General features: G+C 55.1%; 15 protein-coding genes and 1 pseudogene. 11 read left to right on the top strand and 5 right to left on the bottom strand.

Going from position 1 to position 19,026, the window contains the following annotated elements:
• Positions 1-1,877 precede the first annotated feature (1,877 nt).
• Positions 1,878-2,798, bottom strand: coding sequence for an ATP-binding domain-containing protein (locus CKW37_RS21135; RefSeq protein WP_256587818.1), 921 nt, complete (start codon positions 2,796-2,798; stop codon positions 1,878-1,880).
• Positions 2,799-2,945: 147 nt separating this feature from the next.
• Here CKW37_RS21135 and CKW37_RS21130 point away from each other — a divergent pair, with 147 nt between their 5' ends.
• The 5 genes and pseudogenes from CKW37_RS21130 to CKW37_RS33735 all read left to right on the top strand — a co-directional run.
• Positions 2,946-4,211, top strand: coding sequence for a site-specific integrase (locus tag CKW37_RS21130; RefSeq protein WP_095158103.1), 1,266 nt, complete (start codon positions 2,946-2,948; stop codon positions 4,209-4,211).
• A complete protein-coding gene (locus tag CKW37_RS21125; protein ID WP_095158101.1) occupies positions 4,208-5,812 on the top strand; it encodes a tyrosine-type recombinase/integrase in 1,605 nt (534 codons plus the stop codon). The genes CKW37_RS21130 and CKW37_RS21125 overlap by 4 nt, the downstream gene beginning before the upstream one ends.
• Complete coding sequence (locus CKW37_RS21120) at positions 5,790-8,021, top strand: hypothetical protein (protein WP_095158099.1); 2,232 nt, start codon at positions 5,790-5,792, stop codon at positions 8,019-8,021. Before CKW37_RS21125 ends, CKW37_RS21120 begins: the two co-directional genes overlap by 23 nt.
• A 2-nt stretch (positions 8,022-8,023) precedes the next feature.
• On the top strand, positions 8,024-8,434 hold the full coding sequence (locus CKW37_RS21115) for a hypothetical protein (protein ID WP_095158098.1): 411 nt from the start codon (positions 8,024-8,026) through the stop codon (positions 8,432-8,434).
• A 13-nt stretch (positions 8,435-8,447) separates the two neighbouring features.
• A pseudogene (locus tag CKW37_RS33735) lies at positions 8,448-8,744 on the top strand (fumarylacetoacetate hydrolase family protein); the annotation flags it as partial.
• A gap of 202 nt (positions 8,745-8,946) precedes the next feature.
• Here the strand turns inward: CKW37_RS33735 and CKW37_RS33730 are convergent.
• Positions 8,947-9,228 carry a helix-turn-helix transcriptional regulator gene (locus CKW37_RS33730; RefSeq protein ID WP_095158096.1) on the bottom strand — a complete coding sequence of 94 codons (282 nt, stop codon included), beginning with the start codon at positions 9,226-9,228 and terminating at the stop codon, positions 8,947-8,949.
• Between the two features lie 85 nt (positions 9,229-9,313).
• Between CKW37_RS33730 and CKW37_RS21105 the strand changes: the two genes are divergently transcribed.
• The gene (locus CKW37_RS21105) at positions 9,314-9,760 is read left to right on the top strand and encodes a hypothetical protein (RefSeq protein ID WP_095158094.1); all 447 of its coding nucleotides are present in this window, start codon (positions 9,314-9,316) and stop codon (positions 9,758-9,760) included.
• Between the two features lie 205 nt (positions 9,761-9,965).
• On the opposite strand, the gene CKW37_RS32805 is transcribed toward CKW37_RS21105, so the two are convergent.
• From CKW37_RS32805 to CKW37_RS21085, 3 genes are all read right to left on the bottom strand, one after another.
• Positions 9,966-10,460 (bottom strand): hypothetical protein, encoded by a 495-nt coding sequence (locus CKW37_RS32805; protein ID WP_159985283.1) that lies wholly within the window; start codon positions 10,458-10,460, stop codon positions 9,966-9,968.
• Between the two features lie 816 nt (positions 10,461-11,276).
• Positions 11,277-11,777, bottom strand: a complete 501-nt coding sequence (locus tag CKW37_RS21090; RefSeq protein WP_095158087.1) for a ferritin-like domain-containing protein — start codon at positions 11,775-11,777, stop codon at positions 11,277-11,279.
• A 255-nt stretch (positions 11,778-12,032) separates the two neighbouring features.
• Positions 12,033-12,917 (bottom strand): manganese catalase family protein, encoded by an 885-nt coding sequence (locus CKW37_RS21085; protein WP_095158085.1) that lies wholly within the window; start codon positions 12,915-12,917, stop codon positions 12,033-12,035.
• Between the two features lie 230 nt (positions 12,918-13,147).
• Between CKW37_RS21085 and CKW37_RS21080 the strand changes: the two genes are divergently transcribed.
• From CKW37_RS21080 to CKW37_RS21060, 5 genes are all read left to right on the top strand, one after another.
• Positions 13,148-13,657, top strand: coding sequence for a ferritin-like domain-containing protein (locus CKW37_RS21080; protein WP_095158083.1), 510 nt, complete (start codon positions 13,148-13,150; stop codon positions 13,655-13,657).
• Positions 13,658-13,706: 49 nt separating this feature from the next.
• Positions 13,707-13,982: a DUF2061 domain-containing protein gene (locus tag CKW37_RS21075; RefSeq protein WP_095158081.1), complete on the top strand. Its 276-nt coding sequence runs from the start codon at positions 13,707-13,709 to the stop codon at positions 13,980-13,982.
• An 817-nt stretch (positions 13,983-14,799) separates the two neighbouring features.
• Positions 14,800-17,319 (top strand): DNA ligase D, encoded by a 2,520-nt coding sequence (ligD, locus tag CKW37_RS21070; RefSeq protein ID WP_371864320.1) that lies wholly within the window; start codon positions 14,800-14,802, stop codon positions 17,317-17,319.
• A gap of 164 nt (positions 17,320-17,483) precedes the next feature.
• The gene (locus CKW37_RS21065) at positions 17,484-17,765 is read left to right on the top strand and encodes a DUF6555 family protein (RefSeq protein WP_095158077.1); all 282 of its coding nucleotides are present in this window, start codon (positions 17,484-17,486) and stop codon (positions 17,763-17,765) included.
• Between the two features lie 157 nt (positions 17,766-17,922).
• The gene (locus CKW37_RS21060) at positions 17,923-19,002 is read left to right on the top strand and encodes a M28 family peptidase (protein ID WP_095158074.1); all 1,080 of its coding nucleotides are present in this window, start codon (positions 17,923-17,925) and stop codon (positions 19,000-19,002) included.
• The last annotated feature ends 24 nt before the right edge of the window (positions 19,003-19,026 follow it).

Genomic DNA, 19,026 nt, shown 5'->3' with positions numbered 1-19,026 from the left:
TGCCCGGCACACCATCCAGCATCATTGACCTGCCGCTGCCAGGGCATTCCCACGATGGGAATGGGAGCTGCACGTGCCCTCCCCGCCGACCCCGTCGATACCCTCTTGCTGAGATGGACGGCCCCCAGGGCTGCCGGCGATGGCCGCGGCCTGTTCCGGTATCGATGGCCTCATCGAGCAGCCGGCCCGGCCCACCATCCAGCATTATTGACCTGGCGCTGCCAGGGTATTCCCACGATGGGAATGGGAGCTGCACGTGCCCTCCCCGCCGACCCCGTCGATACCCTCTTGCTGAGATGGACGGCCCCCAGGGCTGCCGGCGATGGCCGCGGCCCGTTCCGGTATCGACGACCTGGTCGAGCAGCCGGCCCGGCACACCATCCAGCATCATTGACCAGCCGCCAGTGGCATTCCCACGATGGGAATGGGAGCTGCACGTGCCCTCTCCGCCGACCCTGTCGATACCCTCTTGCTGAGATGAACGGCCTCGAGGGCTGCCGGCGATGGCCGCGCCCGTTCCGGTATCGATGGCCTGATCGAGCAGCCGGCCCGGCACACCATCCAGCATCATTGACCAGCCGCTGCCAGGGGCATTCCCACGATGGGAATGGGAGCTGCACGTGCCCTCCCGCCGACCCCGTCGATGGCCTCTTGCTAAGATGAACGGCCTCCAGGGTTGCGGTCGATGCCGCGGCCCGCTCCGGTATCGACGGCCTGGTCGAGCAGCCGACCCGACACACCTTCCAGCATTATTGACCTGGCGCTGGCAGAGGCATTCCCGCGATGGGAATGGGGCCTACGCCTGCCCTAGCCCGTTGATCGGTTGCTGCCCTCTTGCTGTGTTGGATGGCCGCCAAGGCTGCCGGGCGATGTCCGCCCCCGTCCGGATCCGCGGCGCCAGATCCAGCAGCCAGCCTGTCACACCGTCCGGTATCGGTGACGTGGTAATGTAAGGGCCATTCCCACGTTGGGAATTTGAACACCACGTGCCCTAGAGCGCCGAGGCGATCGGCGCCCTGGGTGGCCTACGGAGCTGCCGTGCGAAGGCCGCAGCGCTTTCCGATATCGATAGCGCGATGTCTAGCAGCCGGCCTGATACATCCTCCAGCATCGGTGAGGTGTTGCTTCCAGAGCCATTCCCACGATGGGAATGGTACCTCCACGAGATCTTCCCCTTCGCCCGATCGAAGCCCTCTTTCTGGCTCGAATGGCCTACATGGGCGCTGGGCGCTGAGTTGGGCTTTGCCTCGTATCGAAGAAGGCAAACGAGCAGATGGTCTGGCCTACGGCCATCATCAGTTAGGCTGCGTTACCTGGAGCATTCCCACGATGGGAATGAACCATACAATCGACACCCGCGCACCTGGCCCCTGGTGGCCCGTCCACGAAATGGTTTCTTTGTGCCTCACAAATAGTAAGAAACTGCGGATGCCGTTCGATAGGCGATCGATTGTAGAGCGGTCATCCTCCATGTTTTGGGTCGACCGATTGTCGCTCGATTCTAATTAGGGATATGCCACTGCTGAGCAGCGCCGACAGCCGCATTGAATTTATCCCTGAGGGCGCCGGTTACCGGCGTTGCGGTTCAACCCTCCTGATCGTATCCTTGTTGGCTGCGTATATTCCCGCGTTGGGAATAGCGGGCCCTTGCGGCGAAACCAGCTGTTTGACACCCAGCAGGGGAGGGCCTTGCAATTGGCTACCCGACGCTTCTCGTGAACTTGGGGCGACAATCGGTCGACAAAAGATTCCTGTCACTGTGCCCAAACTTGTTCGGGCGACTATCGGGTGACAATCGATAAGCATTTGGTAAGCCTCGCTATCTGCGGGAGACAAAAAAACCCGCATAGCGGGCTAAGTCAGCAGGGGAGGGGGCCTTAGATGTTGAGCTCCGAGATCTGGAGTTCTACTGCCGATTTGGATCGGGACGCAGCCACGTAGAGGAGGTTCAGTTCATCGTCGAACTGGGAGACGCTTCGGCGCCGTGCAATTGATAGGCTTTGGTCGAAATCCTCACGAACTATCACGTTAGCCCACTCCCTGCCCTTTGCCTTGTGACATGTAGTAAGCGTCACTCTTCCTTTCGGGGTCTGGCCTCTGCCCGATAGGATACGAACCAAATCATTTTCGCGGAGTTCGTAGTCTCTAGCGAGTTGATAGACCTGTGCGGTATCTGTGCCTGGATGCTCACTGGCCCATTCAGCCAGAGAATCATGAGTTCTGAGGAAGGAGAATGCTGGATGCTTAACCTCCCTAGGGGCATTTCTCATCAGTGCGAAGACGGACTCAACTCTGTCGCGTAAATCATTGGTGTCTCCGACAATTGAAAACGACTCGCCCAAATCCTTCAGGGTGATCGCATCACGAATAAGCGCTGTATTTGTCCGGAAAATCCTGGTGTGCTCATCCCGCGGGGAAATTGGGCCTACCCTGGAAGGCTTGGCAGCAAGGCCACGAATCTTTATTGAAGGCGGGGAGGACTTGAACTGCAGGATCCGGTTCAGCAGATCGGCTATGGTAGGCCCAAAGCGGAAGGACAGGGTAAGGGGGTATTCTCGACCAGGGACCTTCAGCATTGCGTCCTGGGAGCCCCTGAATTGAAAGATCTGCTGGCCTGCGTCACCGACGTAGGTGGCCCTCTGGGCATAAGCGAGACAAGACAGCATGACGTCAGATGCGTCTTGAGCTTCATCCAAAAACACTTGGTCGTAATTGGATAGCCCCGGGCAACCTTGTAGATGCCAGTCCTTCACATAGACGTAAGAGCCTGTTTTGCCTGCCTTGTCACTTTTGGACACGGTTTGATTCTCCTTTAATCCTGTATTTTCAATGCTTTGAGGGTCGAGACAGGCGGTTAACCCCGGGAAGCAAAACGTTAGGTTTTTCGCTGACTGTCCCATGCCCCTGACTATACTCAGAAAAGTCATGTTTTATGAGGGAGCAACATGGGTTTCCAAGTCATAGAGCTGGTGGTGAATGCTGCTCGAAGAAAGCTGCTGGTGCAAGACTACATCCCTGTGTACTACCCCAACCTATACATCACGATGGAGCATTCGGGCAGAGCCCTCGATACGACCAAGAAGTACCTTGAGCATCTGGCTGTGTTTGAGGAATTTCTGGCTTTTTCCTCCATTGATCTGATTTTCCATCTCGAACAGCGCCCTTACAGCCAATACCTGACAGATAGTGAGCTTTCTAGGTTTGTGTCGGATGCAGGGTTTAGCAAGGAAACCTTGGCCATGAAGTACACGGGGGTACGGTTGCATCCGACTGCTTACAAATCCGTTGGTAAAGCCCATGCGCAGCAACGAATCGAGGCTGTACGCGACTATCTGGCCTTCCTCTATGACAAGTTGGGTGATCACGCAAAACGGTATGAGGCGATAGACGATCTGACGAAGCGCATCAACCGCAAGATCAAAGCGGCCAGCCCTGCGTGGAAAAAAACGCGAACGGACGAAATGAAAGGGCTTACGAGTCAGGAGCGAGCTCGATTGCTGGAAATCATGCATCCGGATAGCGCCAAGAACCCTTTTTCAAGTGAAGCCATCAGGCTGCGTAACTACATCATTTTGCTGCTGGGTCTCGACATGGGGTTGCGACGCTCCGAGATGCTGCTGATCAAGATCAGCGATATTCACTGGCACAGTCGTCAACTAGCGGTGGTCAACCTGGACGATGAGAGCCTCGATCCACGAACCATGGCCCCACAATTCAAGACACACGAGCGCATGCTGGTGATGACCGATGACCTGTATGACGCAATCACTGAGTACGAAGCGAAATATCGCCACAGAGAGCCCCGCAACAGCTCATCGCGGGCGAGAAGACATCCGTTTTTGCTGGTGGCGCACAGGCGAAATGAGGGCGGACCTCTGACCATTAAGGCAGTGGATGGGGTTCTGTCCAGGGTCAGAGAAATAGCGCCGGAACTGGCTCATGTGCACCCACATATTCTGAGGCATGACGCAGTCTACACGATGCTGGAAAGCATGCGTGAGGAACTGGCAGTGCTCACGCCGGAGGATCGCACCACGCAAGTTCAAAAGACTCTCACATGGATGTTCGGCTGGAGCCCGGAATCAAACATGCCCGGTCTCTATGGCGCGAAATTCTGGAAAGAGGAGGCAGACAAAGCAATACAGAAACGAGCCGAGCGGTTTATGGCCAAGCGTCAGAAGACCGGCACGACACAAGGAGGTTCAGAGTGAACATCGCCGTCGAAGCACTTCAGGCCCCCACGAGAAACAGCCTCGACGCATGGCTGAACACACCTCGGCTGGCCAAGTGCGGGGAAGTTTTCACACCTAGTCACCCCATGTGGAAACCGGATAAATCGGCTAATAGCTCAGTCAACTGGGAAGCAGCTATTGCGTGCGTTTCGCCGGATTGGCAGCCCTGGTTGCACGCCGCCTTGGCGTACCGAATGGCCGATCTGAAAGCGGGGACGGTTGCTAATACCACAAGTGCGTTGTCGCGGGCTGCTCAGGCCGGGATTGACCTGCTCAACGAGGATCACCTGACCTCTCTTCGAGAGCGCTTGAACAGTTCTGAATTTAGTGCCATTGCCGCTTTCATGGTGTTCTGGCGTGAATGCGAATCCCTCGAACAGCGCCCGTCGCAATCCTTAATCGATGCCTATCAGGCACTCCCCAGGAAAAAGCATTCCAGCAAAGATGTGATCCTCAGCCTGGACCCCGAAAAAGGCCCATTCACGCAGATGGAGCAAGATGCGCTGTACCAATGGATACATGAGCAGTTTGGTCACGGGCAGCTAGATTTCGAGCAATACCTTTACCTGCGCATGTTGATGATTTATGGGCCGCGTGGCGCTCAGGTGCGAATGATGATTTTTGGTGATTTCACGAAGAGCGATCAGGGCTGCAAGGTCAAGTTTCATTGGGCAAAGCAAAAAGACGACGAGGCAGGTTGGCGAGCAAAGTCCGAAATATTCAGTCTGGATGAGGACCTCTACAATACCGTACAGGCCTACAAGGCAATGGTTCTGGCGCTACTCTGGCAAACGTATCCAGACGGTGCCGACTGGAATGCAGCCATTGAGAATGTACCCCTCTTTCGTCGGAAAGTGGATGATGAAGCAAGTCCTTACGAGCGGGTGAATCCCCCGATTTTGCTCGATAGCCCCCTTCAGAAAGGCCTAGAGGACTCGCCGCAGCCGATCTTTCATGTGGGATCATGCACGATTAAGTATTGGCTATGGTGCATCGAGCGAATGGAGGGCTTTCCGATTTCGCCTCGCACCCATCAGCCGCTGAAAGTGACGAGGGGGCACCGGTTCAGACACACCCTCGGCACGGATCTTTCCAATGCGGGGTTGGATGAGTGGACGATGGCCCGCGCATTGATGCACATAAATACTGGAACAGTGCGTAAGTACCGAGCTGTGTCGCCGGAGTTGCTTGCGTTGATCGACGCGAAGATGAGCGACCATCTGGCCTTGGTTGTGAATGCGTTTACCGGGGTTATCGTCACGGATCGCACCTCAGCGAAAAACTGGGATCGCGCAGATCGACAAATCGAGGACGTGGCAATATGCAGTGCCACTGCCGCCTGCCATCTCGATGCGCCGTACACCTGTTACGCATGCGGAAAATTCCAACCCCTTCTGCACGCCAATCACCGCGCGGTCCTTGAGCGATTGGAACGGCGTAGGGCGCAAACCATTGCAAAGGATAAAACGACCGGCGTGCTCTGGGATCGGGCCATTCTGGCTTGCCGCAAGGTGATTCTGGATTGCGAGGTCATGCTGCAATCCGGGAGGAAACCAAATGACCGATGCGTCTTACTCTGAACCGTCGAACAATATTGTCGATTTTAAGCCCAGGAGCCAACTTGCCGCGGAGGCTCAACTCGCGGCGTTTATCGAATGGGCAAAGCAGACCCTGCCCAAAGGCATTCCCAATCGAGTGCACGCGAGTATTCGCTGGGAAGACGGCAGTTGGCACCAGCACGGCGTCCATTCCTGTAGCTTCACGGCGCACGGATCGACCATATCTGCTCCTGAAGCGATGCAGGAACCTTTCGCGGAGTTCGCCAAAGCCATGGTGGTGTACCGGCGAGTGTATTTGAAGAAAAAATCACTTAATAACTTGCTGAATGCCCTGAAGGCCCTGGAAGTCGCTCTGTTCGAGTTGACCTGCACGCGGGATGTGACGCGGGTGTCCGCCGCTGTCTGCAATAAAGCGTGCGAGCAAATGAACCGTCACTGGACAAAAGGCAACACCGCCTACCAGCACGGCCGGGCACTTGAGACCCTCATCACCCTGATGCGGGCCAAAAAACTGCTCAAGTCGGATTTCCGGTGGACCACTCCGCTGAAGCTGAGGCCGAGGGGCACGCTCAAGCAGCAGAAAGCGGATCAGGAACAGAAGCTACCCAGCCCTGACGCGATCAGAGCCCTCGGGCAAGTGTTCGCTAACGAATTAACTCGCCCCCTCGATATTGTTGTGACATCCGCCTGTGTGTTGTTGCTGAGCGCACCCAGTCGCGTGGGTGAATTGGCAGATGTTGAATTGGACTGCCTAGTATTCAAGGAGGATTCACAGGGCAATCGGCGCATGTTCCTGCGCTGGTATGCGGAAAAGATAAACCAGGTGATGCTGAAGCCCGTCGTTAAGCCTGAGATGGAGCAGGTTGTCGAACGGGCGATCGCATTACTAAAACCGATCACTGGTGAGGCGCGGGCCTACGCCGCCTGGCTAGAAGACCACCCCGATGAGTTTCCGCCCCATGAAGGACGGCCACCCAAGGGGCCTGATGAACCGCTCACGTACGCCGAAGTCTGTGCCGCGCTGAATCTTACCGTTCATGAGGACTACAGTTCACGACAAGTATTCTATGCCAAATTCCTGAAACCCTTGGAGAAGCGAAAGGCGCTCAGCCCCGCCGTCCGGAGCCTCTTGGCCGAGATCCGTGACGGGTGGAAAACCCCAAGGAAGGCGATCACCAAGGGCCGGCCAGAAGTCCAGAGTGTTGAGCTTAACGACCTGTGTGTAATCACGCTGCGCAAGCTCAATTTGCTATTGCGGGAAAAGTATCTTCCAAAGGACTTCCCGTATACCACGCAGTACACCGAGGGCAAAGCCCGTGTGAGGTATCGTGATGCGTTGTTCACTGTGCGCACTGGAGCACTGAATAAAGACTCAGGTCATGTTGTTGTGAAACACGGGTTTGGCGTGGAGATCGCAGCGAACACTGGCCGATTAAATGTGCAATTAGGCGGTAGTAACACTCTGAGAACGAAAAGCTTGTTCGAGCGCCATGGCTACCCCGGTGTCAAGGTCAACACGCATGCGTTTCGGCACGAATTGAACACGCGGATGCACCAGGCCGGTCTGTCGCAACTCCTGATTGACGCCTTCTCCGGGCGCACGACGATGGGTTCGGTCTACAACCATGAAACCATCGAAGAGCGTACCCAAGCGGTTGCGGCTTACCACCCCAAAACGAAGCACAGCACCGCTACTCAGCGTCTGGAAAAGGTCAAAACCAATCAGCCGCTGAGCCTGGTTGATGTGAGGGAACTGCGCGAGGGTGAGCAGGATCGCATTATCCATCAAACCCATCTCGGCATCTGTGTGCACAACTTTGCTTCCGAGCCCTGTCCGAAAATGGGAGCCTGTTTGGACTGCGGGCTGCTCGGTTGCGTCAAAGGAGATGACGTGAAGCTTGGCAACCTAATGGAAGAACGCGACGACCTTAAACGCCGTCTCGATAACGCCCTGAATGCGCAGTCTCGGGGTGTGTTTGGGGCATCGGAGTCGGCCCAAAAACTGGGTGAGAAGCTCTATAAGTGCGAGGCGTTCATCCAAACGCTGGAAAACCCCGAACTTGAAAACGGTGCCATTGTGTGGAACGCCGATGGAGGTTGGACGCTGGCCAAGAACGCCGCCGCAATGTCGGGGCTGGTAGAAATCCAAGTCATTGAAGAGAATCAGGCGCAAGAGGCGTTGCCATCGTTGGATGACGTCTTGAATTTCTTGGATGAGCTTGAGGGTTAGCGATGGGGCATCTAACGCCAAAGGATGAGAAAAGCATCATTCAACTAATCGAAGAATGGTCAGAACCGAAACTGACCTGGCCTTTGCTCGTTGAGGCCTGCAAAGAAAAACTGGGTATCAGTCGTGCTCGCCAGTCACTGATGAATCTACCTGCCGTGAATTTAGCGATGAAAAATTGCAAGGTAGCATTGAAGGCTCAGAAGTTGAAGCCGGGCTGGATTAGCGATATTCAGGCAGCCAACGAGCATATTGAGAAACTGACAGCGACCAATCAGAAGCTGCTAGCTGCTGTTCGAGATATGCATAGCCGGTTTTTGATCTGGCAAGCAAATGCGGATATGCACGGGCTAACGCGATCGATGTTGGAGCGCCCGGTTTCACAGCTTCAAAATAAGGTGGGCGGGAAGCAATAGCCCGATTGGGACTACGCTCAACATGTATTGGGCCGTGGCGGAGTTGATCGCCCATTACAGCGTCAACAGCTGTCAGCTACACCACGCGACCTGCTCGGGTCGGGCACCTCATCCGGTTCCATCCTGGCTCGTTCGGCAGCATGCTGGAGATTACCGATTACGAAAATACCCGGTGAAGCTGGCCAGTGGGGAGATGCGCAAGTTCCTTAAGCACGGCGACGAAATCATCCATCGGATTCGTTGCGTGCGCGATGGCGTGACCAGCATCGGTCTTGGCGAATGTCACGGTCGGATCACCGCCTCCAATTAGATACTTTAAGTCAATGCAGGTATTAGGCACCGAATAGCAGATGGCGCCGTTAAGGGGGTCTGCTACGCGGGCATTTGGGGTTGATGCCACAACCATGGAGACTACGGCCCGTGGTTCTGCAGAGGACGCTCAATAACAAGAGCCAGCTAGGCCGGTGACATCCACCTCGCTGTGAGGCATAAGGCGCACAGACAGATTTCGGTTATAGCCCAATCTCTCTCAACTCCGCACGAATTCGCTCAAGAGTTTCGTCCGAACTCTTAGCATCCTCTGCGGTGAGGTAACCGGCGATGATGATACTGGCGGGGTGTACGCCCAGAACATTAGACATCTGCTCGATTTTGTCGAGTGACGCGCTCCACCGGCCTCGTTCGATATTGCTGATGTAGGTCTGGCTTGGCCCCATACCTTCTTGAGAGAAATTCCGATTCAACCGGTACGACTTGAGCACCTCTCCCAGCGCTTGCTTTAGTTCCGCTCGCATTTCAACGACTCGCAAAGGGAACGATGAAGCCGTTTCGACGTAACAGTTTCTATGCTATAAGTAGTATATTTTTAGGAATGCGCAGATGTTTTTGACCCACGAGCAAGCGAAAGTCGACCTATCCGGACTTTTTGGAGAAGGCCCCGCTACATGGAGCTACGTGGAACACAATATCCATCGCCCGTGGTTCTACGCGGCTATGTCCGAACAAGTCGAAGATTTTCCGCTGCATTCGATGGTAATGCTTAGCAGCGATCAGTTGCTGCGATCACTGGTGGATAGTCAGGGGGAAGGATTGCTGCTGGAAAGCGTACTGCTCGTTAGTCCAGATCACGTTAACAACTCCGGACGATGGATGATGGAGCCCCTAGAGGCCATCCTGCGTTATGAGTCTGCTGAGGGTGTAGCCCACGTTTATCAGGTTCTTGGTGACCGGACCTACATCTACGGGGATGCAGAAGTACTCGCCCAGGAGGGGGCGAGATCTGAAACATTGTTCAGCTATTCTATGCTTTCTGGTAAGTCTCTCTGATATCACGATTACTGGGTACTCTTAGGTCGGCTGGCTTCGATCTGCAGACTATCAAAGCGCTTTTTCACAGAGGTTTTATAGAGTGAATCAAGGAGTGATCGGGATAGTATCATTCGATTGGCTTCGCTTCCCGCCCGGGACGGATAGCTGATCCTTGAGCTTTTAGGAGCGTGCTGGTGATAGATGCCGGAAATGCGGCTCGTGATCATGGGGGAAATTTCTGGTGAAAAACACAAGCAGGAAACGCCCGCTCCCACGGAAGAGAGGTTGCGAGTCGAAGCAAGAGCTGTTTTAGCAAAGCGATCTTTAAGAAGCAGTCGCTTTCTAGATGCTGCCCTTTCAAGCTGCCCTGACGTTGAGCCTGTTGGGCGGCTAGCAGGATGAAGTTCCGCGTTTTTTTGAGAGCGTCCTCAAATCCGTCAATATCTAGAAAGCTTCGACTGACGGCAGTGGCGAGAGCCACGGGTGCTTGACCACTCAATTGCATTCGATCTGACCCGTCATTTGCATCGGCGGGTACCAGGTGCGGGTGTTGATGATCGATGGGGCGGATACACAACCTGATCGTCGAGCTATGATTGGCCATGCCTTTACGGGCTTCCAATTCTGGGCTTGATCGCTCGCTCATCCTAAGGTGGCCGTGCTTGAGCATTGAAAAGACAACAAAGCTGATCAGTACCCGCAGCGAGATAAATGCCAACAGACTCCTCGTCGCAGGGTGGACGTTGTTACTAGTGGCTGATCGACATCAAGGCGATATTGAGTGGGTGCATTATCTCTTCGGGTGGCAACACGAGAGCGAGCCCTTGGAGATAACGTTCGTTGGAGCTGAAGAAGGGCCGGATCCGTTTTGAGTTGGCTCGGATGAACTACACACTACTCGAATGACTCGCATCAGCTGCAATCCAATTTGTCATAGTTGTCGGATTTCGAATTAAATGCGAATTTTTCGAAATAAATGCGACTGAAATACTGGGTTCCGATGAGTCCGCACTGCGTGCACCCTGCAGAAACCCAGCTCCTGGAAAGGGAGTGGATACCGAATCCTGACCGCTGACCTCATTTCCCTGAACCCCTATTGCGTGCTGACTCTCCATTGCATAGAGCGAGGGTACAGCGATGAATGCGAGAAGCGGATCAGTGCGGCGTACAGATAGTGTGTCCCACTATGTGGATGACTGGTTCTCCATCTATGACGATCATCGACTGCGCCGGGACTACCCGAACGCGTATCACGATGAGCTCCTAAGGCGTGCTGACGAGATGGATCGGCAGGGACTGGTTGACTGGCGGCAGTGGCGAGATCTACGGGTGCTTGCTGATAAAAGCTACTTGGAGGCCGTGGCGGGATCCGAGTTTAACGCTCCTACGAAAGAGGATTACGGCTGCTGATAATCTGCGATGTGTGGCCGGGTTTTGTGCTGGATTTCGAAAAAATGCGAACTTGCAAGATATGAGACTGGGAGGTTGGATAGGGCCCCAACCGCTACCTGGAGCCCTGTCGCTTAGGCGTTGATTACTTCTGAAGTGTTGCCGCTTGGTTGCCGCCCTCTTCGGCAATAGCGGAAAGCTTTTCGTCGGTGGACTTCTCTTCCGCTAGCGTGTCGGCGAGTAAACCGGCCGCTTCCTTCATGCCTAGATGCTTGGCCATCGCAATGAGGGTACCGTAAGAAGCAATCTCATAGTGCTCAACCTTCTGAGCGGCGCCGATCAACGCTGCGTCGAGCACCGGCCCTTTTTCGATTTCATCGAGCAGCTCTTTACTTTCCTCGACGAGCCCCTCCATCGCAACGCACTTCATGCGCTTGAGCTTCAGCCCGCTGATTTCGATCAGTTGGTCGATCCGCTCTATCTGGCCTTGGGTCTCTTCCAGGTGAGCGGTAAATGCATCCTTGAGCAGCGGGTTGGTGGCAGCTCGAGCCATTCGAGGCAAAGCCTTGGTAATTTGCTTCTCGGCACTGTAGACATCCGAAAGCTCGTGAATGAAAAGGTCTTCAACGGTCTTGCGTGCAGCCATGATGATTCTCCTACGGTGGTGTTCAATCCGTGGTGTGTGCGGAACGCCTCAACGATCCTGCGTTGCGCCTGGATTCAAGTGGTAGGTCGTTTGGAAGCAGCGTACCCAAGCCAAATTCATGAATGGCCCCTCGAATGCGCAGCGCTCGACAAGCCAAACGCGAGTCCATTTCAAAGTGGGCCAGCGCGCCTTCAAGTTTGGAATGCAACGGGAACTCCCCCAATTTCCGACCTTCAGTGCTTCGCGACATGACCTTCACTCGCTGTCTGGGCCTTGGACGAGACCAGATCCGAGGTCAGCGCCTGTAACCGGGTTTGCGTTGGGGTTGGAGGCTGTCCGAGACTTCATCGCCTCAAGCAATTGCATGTCATCTGCTGGGAGGGTGACCGATGCAGTCCCATCACCACCGTCCACTGCCGTAGTCGGGTTCTCGACATACTCCCATTCATCACCCTGATTCCAAGGGCCTCGCACATTCGGCTCGCCGGACATGTTGAAGTACTTATTGGTGAACTCAGGCATTCCTGGCAGCTTGCCCTGAGGGAAATTAGGCTGGATGGCGTGCAAGGCTTTCTCAAAAGAAAGCTGATGGGCGATCTCGCGGGTCATCAGGAAACCCAACGCCTCTTTCACACCTGGGTCATCGGTCACATTCATCAGCCGCTCATAGACGATTTTGGCGCGGGCCTCAGCAGCGATGTTCGATCTGAAATCTGCTGTGGGCTCGCCTATGGTGTCGATATAGGCGGCGGTCCAAGGCACACCGGCCGAGTTGGTGAGCGGGGCACCGGCGCCGTACAGGAGACTGGTAATGTGAGAGTCGTTGCCGGCGCCATTGATCGCTCGATAGAGCTCACCCTCTTCTTCCACTCCTTCCGCCAGGCGTCCCTTTGCACCCTTGTTCAGCATCACAATGATCGAGCCCACAATCTCGAGATGGCTGAGCTCTTCCGTCGCGATATCCATCAGAAGATCTTTGCGTCCCGGGTCATCCTCTGCCAACGCTTGAGTGAAGTAACGGCTGGCGGCGGCGAGTTCCCCCTGAGCCCCACCGAACTGCTCCAGCAGAAGGTTGGCAAGACCAGGGTTAGGTTCGGCGACCCGAACGGTATATTGCAGACGTTTGTTATGAATAAACATACAACCTCCCAGGCTTATACGATCAATTAACGTGATAACTGGTCTGAATGCCCCGGCTGCGAAATGTGCAGATTGAAACAGGGCTACAAGACGAAAGGTATGGTGTCAGCAGTTCACTTTTTCGATTAGCGCACAATTAATTAGTTAGTGTGATCCGTTCGTCGAACACAATGAACGTCCCTCTGGTAGGTGGTTCACAACTATTCCGACCATCTATTGAGGGACCCAACATGACCCTTCCTAACGAGCATCTCCTGGACTGGCTACGTGACGCTCATGCAATGGAGCAACAGGCTGAGAAGATGCTCACTGCACAAGCAGAGCGTCTGGAGCACTATCCTGAGCTGCGCGAGCGCATCGAGCAGCATATAACTGAAACTGAGGGACAACAGCGCTTATTAGTGGAATGCATCGAACGACTTGGAGGCACTACTTCGACACTCAAAGACTTGGCTGGCAAATTGATGGCTTTTGGTCAGGCCGTCGGAGGAATGACTATGAGTGACGAAGTCGTAAAGGGCGCCATGGCCGGTTATGTTTTCGAGAACCTGGAGATAGCGTCCTATACCGTCTTGATTGAGGCTGCGACTCATGCGGGCGATACCGTTACGGCTGATGCCTGCCGCTCCATCTTGAAGGAAGAGATAGCCATGGCTGACTGGCTAAAAGATCATCTCCCACAGATTACACACGCTTTCTTACAACGTTCAGCCGACCCGGATCAAGAAGCAAAACGGTAGCTCTCAGGGCCATCATTATGGTGGCTCACCTTTGATACAGAGATGAGCAATGAAAATATTATTACAAGCACTGCCTTGTAAATCACATGACACAGCCGGACCTCTAGCCAAAACCCTGAGCTTTAGTGTGGTTCATTTTTCCATAGCATTTACCGTAGCGTACCTGTTGACAGGCTCAGTTTTAACGGGAGGACTAATCGCACTCATTGAGCCGGCGTGTAATACCGTAGCCTTCTATTTTCACGAGAAGCTATGGCTTCGGTTCGGGGGTGATTCGTCTTCCCATAGTGGCAAACCTCCTGAGTCACCGCTTGCCGACACGTAAGCAGGACGCATTAAGTTAAACCTCGCGACGAACTTGATTTATTGGTTGGCAGCCTCAGTCGAAGTTCTTGATAACCGAGGTCCGACCATGACAATAAAAAACCTGAGAGTCTTGAACAAAAGTTGTGTCCCCATGTTTATATAAGGAAGGCTTATTATCTGGGTATGGAGGGGGACGATTACGTGTGCGTAGTCTGCGGCTTCCACCAGCCTCAAGAAGCGTGGACGAATTTTCGGCACCGGAGTGATCCCATTCGAGCCTACGAAATCCCTGGAAACTCCCTTAGGTGAGCGTTGCATCTACTTATTTCTTTGGAAAATCCCTGGAGCCCCTACTGGTAACGATGACCGGGGCAGCCACGCGGCTGTTCATAAAAACCAGTGTGGAGTCGTCGCGGGAAAAATCATGCGCCACCCTTGGACTTGGGGTTTTCCAGTCAGACGGAGACTGAGCGACGATTTGAACGGAATTATCCCTTTGGCGGTTCCCTCCAAACGAGATGGAAAAGAGCTTTGGCTATTACTGACTCGGAGAGGGCCGTCACATGGAGGACTCGACACTGGCATTCGTAGTTCTCGCCGCTTCTGACGAAGAGGCTTTGTCCAAGATGCTCTCCTTGGGAGAGGGAGAGTCATTGGAGGCCGGCGAACCGCTGGAGAATCTGAGAGACACGATGGTCGAGCAGATATTGAATGCCGAGGCGAAATCCCGCGGCCTGACGCGCACTCAACTTGTAAATGACTTGCTTGGTCGAGCTACCGATGACGCGGCAGAGCAAACCGATACCAGCGTGCCGGGCCTGGAGAAATACAACCAGATGCGCGACTTCTCAGCGACCCCTGAGCCGTCCGGATCATCTGGTCCGGCCAATCACCTTAGTCGCAACGAACCTCACGCTTTGCAGTTCTGCGTTCAAAAGCACGATGCCTCCCGGCTGCATTACGATTTCCGACTGGAACTCAACGGTACCCTGAAAAGCTGGGCAATACCCAAAGGCCCCTGTTTCGATCCGAAGGTAAAGCGACTCTCGGTGCATGTTGAAGACCATCCCCTCGACTACGCCACCTTCGAAGGCACCATCCCCAAAGGGCACTACGGCGCGGGCGATGTGATTGTTTGGGACAGAGGCCTGTGGATACCGCAAGGTGACGCAGACGAGGCCTATCGCAAAGGTCGTCTGAAATTCGAGCTGAAAGGGGAAAAGCTATCCGGCGTATGGAATCTGGTAAAAACTCACATCGAAGGCAAGCAAGAGCAATGGTTCCTCATCAAGCATCAGGACCAGGCAGCTCGCCCATTAGCCGAATTCGATGTGGTGGTTGAGAAGCCCAACAGTGTTCTAAGTGATCGGACCCTCATTCCCAGGAAAAGGGGCCAATCCAAGTCCGCTGACCAAAATGAAAGCCAGGCTGGAGTGCGCCCGAGCGGGAATCTTGAAGCTGTCCGGGCGCCTCTACCCCAAAAGCTGGCCCCACAGCTGGCAACCCTGGTGGAGTCCAGTCCACAAGGCACTGAATGGCGGTTCGAAATCAAGTTCGATGGCTACCGCATGCTTTGTCGGGTTAACGGGGACGAGGTCCGCTTCTTCACGCGCAACGGCCATGACTGGACTGACAAGCTGCCAAACCAGGCTGAGGCCATCAAGGAGCTTGGCCTGGAGTCCGCGTGGCTGGATGGCGAGATCGTTGTCCACAATAGTGAAGGCGTACCTGACTTTCAGCTACTGCAGAACGCTTTCGATGCCGGCAAAAGCCACGGCATCATTTACTACCTATTCGACCTGCCCTACTTGAACGGCGGCGACCTGCGCGAGGTTCCGGTTGAGCGGCGCAGATCTGCGTTGGGCCAACTGCTGGAAGGCAATCAGAACCCCTTACTTCGATTCTCTGAAGACTTCACTGAAGACGTCAATGCCTTGATGAACAGTGCTTGCCAAATGAGGATGGAAGGGCTTATCGGCAAGCGGTCCGGAAGCCCGTATGTATCGAGGCGCAGCGACTCCTGGATCAAGCTCAAGTGCAAGCATCGTCAGGAGTTCGTAATCGTGGGCTATACCCATCCCAAGGGTGCCCGAAGCGGGTTTGGGGCACTGCTGCTCGCGTTAACCGACCAGGCCAGCGGCGAGCTCCGCTATGCCGGCAAGGTAGGCACCGGTTTCACCGAGTCGACCCTCGCCACCATTTTGAAAACGTTGCGTCCCTTGGAGCGGAAGAAGACGCCCGTGGCTAATCCCCCCAAAGGCGTCGATGCCCGAGGTGTTCATTGGTTGATGCCCAAGCTGCTTGCCGAGGTGACCTTCGCGGAAATAACGGCTGACGGGGTGGTAAGGCATGCAGTCTTTCACGGTCTTCGCACCGATAAACCAGCTCAGGACATCACGGTCGAGAAGGCAGCGCCGGTCCCGGAAGACGTGGTGCCGCGCAAGGCCAGCAGCGCCACGGTCGCCCCGGGCAAAGTGCGTATCACACACCCAGATCGTGTCATCGATCCTAGCAGCGGGCTGACCAAACGAGACCTGACCGAGTACTACGCCCAGGTATCTCCGTGGCTTTTACCGCATCTCAGGGATCGCCCGATCGCTCTGGTGCGAGCACCGGAAGGTATCACCGGGGAGTTGTTTTTCCAGAAACATGCCGAACGCCTCGCCATACCCAATATCACCACTGTGCCAAAGGCAGAAGCAGGCAAAGCCGGGATGGTTATCAACGGAGTGGAAGCGCTTGTAGGTGCCGTGCAGATGAACACTATCGAACTTCATTCCTGGAACGGCACAACGGCTCACATTGAACAGCCGGATCGCTTTGTGCTCGATCTTGACCCTGATCCAGCGCTGCCGTGGAAATCAATGGTCGAGGCTACTCAACTCACCCTGGTGGTGCTCGACGAGCTTGGACTGCGGTCTTTCCTCAAGACAAGCGGAGGCAAAGGTATCCACATCGTGGTGCCACTGACACCCCAAGCAGGTTGGGAAGAGGTGAAGTCGTTTAGCCAGGCGGTGGTGCAGTACATCGCCAAGCTCATCCCAGATCGATTCTCGGCGGTACTTGGGCCTAAAAACCGTGTAGGAAAGATCTTCATTGACTATCTGCGCAATGGTAAAGGGGCCACTACCGCGAATGTGTTCTCCGCCAGAGCCAGAGAAGGGCTGCCGGTATCCGTTCCGATTTTCAGAGAAGAGATTCAAGACCTGCAATCGGCAGCCAGGTGGAATATTGCCAACGTTCAGGAGCGCCTGGACGAGCTCGCAGGCGACGATCCCTGGTCAGAATTGACGAACACTCACCAACACATCACCTCTGAGATGGCGCATCGCATCGGCATGAGAGAGAAGCGCTAATCGCCATGGCCGTTAGAACATAATCACCCCCCTGAACTGTATTTTGCATCTACCTCATGCGATTAGGCGACCGCCCCGCGACGATCTTTGCCGATGATGAAATTCGAGTGAATTCCGTGACCTCTCATAGCTCCATACATGGGGTGAACAATGGAGAGAATCCGATGGCAGGATCACAGCTGTACGTCATTGAATACGAGCTGCACGGGAGCTATAGAACATTCATCATCCGTCTCGAACGAATGGACAACGCCGAAGCCTGGCACTGGGCCAGTTGCGATGCGGGAGTAGGGATGATTCCGAGGTTCGGCCAGCACTCGCTCAAGAAGGTGAGCAAGCCGATGGCTGAACGTTATGGCATCACAAATGTGAAATGGCGGGTGTCAGGCCAAGGCCCCGCGTTTGTGCCCCAACCGATAGATGTGGGCAAGTTCTCTGCAACGTGAGAGAGGACCATCAGGGTGTGATTCACGTTGGTACATCACCCCGATGATCAGCGATTGCTGTTTATTGGACTGTTGCCGCCGCGGCTGCTGTTGGCGACGGCAAACAGCGCCAGAGTCGGATTATCCGTCGGCTTGGGCGTAGCGGAATGGAGCGATCATGGAACTCGAAGGACTGCTTGAAGAGCTGCTGATTGCCAGGGGGCCTGGCGGTCAGGAGGATGAGGTTCGCGCAGTTTGTGTGCGAGAGTTGGAGCGTTGGTGCGACAGGGTGGAGACCGACAATGCGGGGAACGTGCTTGGGGTTATCCAGGCACCAGGGAACGTAGATCCGGACTCGGCCATTCGCGTAATGGCTCACCTCGATGAAATTGCGATGATCGTGAAAAAAGTAAGGGAGGACGGCCACCTTGAATTGGTAGCGCTGGGGGGAGCCCAGCCCGTTTCATTCGGGGTCTGTCCCGTCGATATACTTGGGGATCACGAAATTCTCCCTAGCGTCCTCTCATATGGTTCGATGCACAACAGTGGTAGCACGCCTAGTGGCCGAGATGTGCTGTCCGGCGATGTGCAATGGCGAGACGTCTACGTCGTCACCCGCAAATCAAAGCAGGAGCTGGAACGTGCAGGCGTCCGCCCAGGCACCCGGGTGGTGCTCAGTCAGCATTGGCGTAAGCCGTTCAGGGTGCAGGATTGCATCGCGGCACATTTCCTTGACGACAGGGCTCCACTGGTCGCGGTGATAGAGACCGCAAGGCTACTGCAGCGACGTCGCAAGCAACTGAAGCAGGACGTGTGGTTCGTGTGTACCACACTGGAGGAAGAGTCGAATGCCGGCGCCCTTTACGCCGCATCCAGGCTACCCGGGGACACCACTATTGCAGTGGAAGTCGGGCCGGTCCTGGAGGAGTACGACACCTCATTGTCTGCACACCCGATCATCAATACCGGCGACCAGAAAGGTTATTACAGCCGCTCCGTCGTTCAGGCTCTTATGGCCGCTACCGTCCGCGCCGGTTACCAGCCACAGCCAGCATTGCTCGTGGATTTCGCCTCCGATGCGAGCGCCGTACTGAGTACGGGTATCGACGCCAAGGCGGGATGTATCGCCATCCCAACTGAAAATACCCATGGCTTCGAAATGGTGCTGGTGGAAGGCATTTCGGCATGCGCGGCTACGCTAGTCGAGTATTTGCTACAACCGTCGTCTGATGTCGTCAGCTCGCTGGAGCCGTCGTAGCCATCAAGTTCGGGTAATGAGCAC

This window comes from Pseudomonas sp. Irchel 3E13 (assembly GCF_900187455.1).
GTDB lineage: Bacteria > Pseudomonadota > Gammaproteobacteria > Pseudomonadales > Pseudomonadaceae > Aquipseudomonas.
The sequence above is the reverse complement of the archived record's forward strand: the minus strand, read 5'-3'. Positions and strand labels throughout refer to the sequence as shown.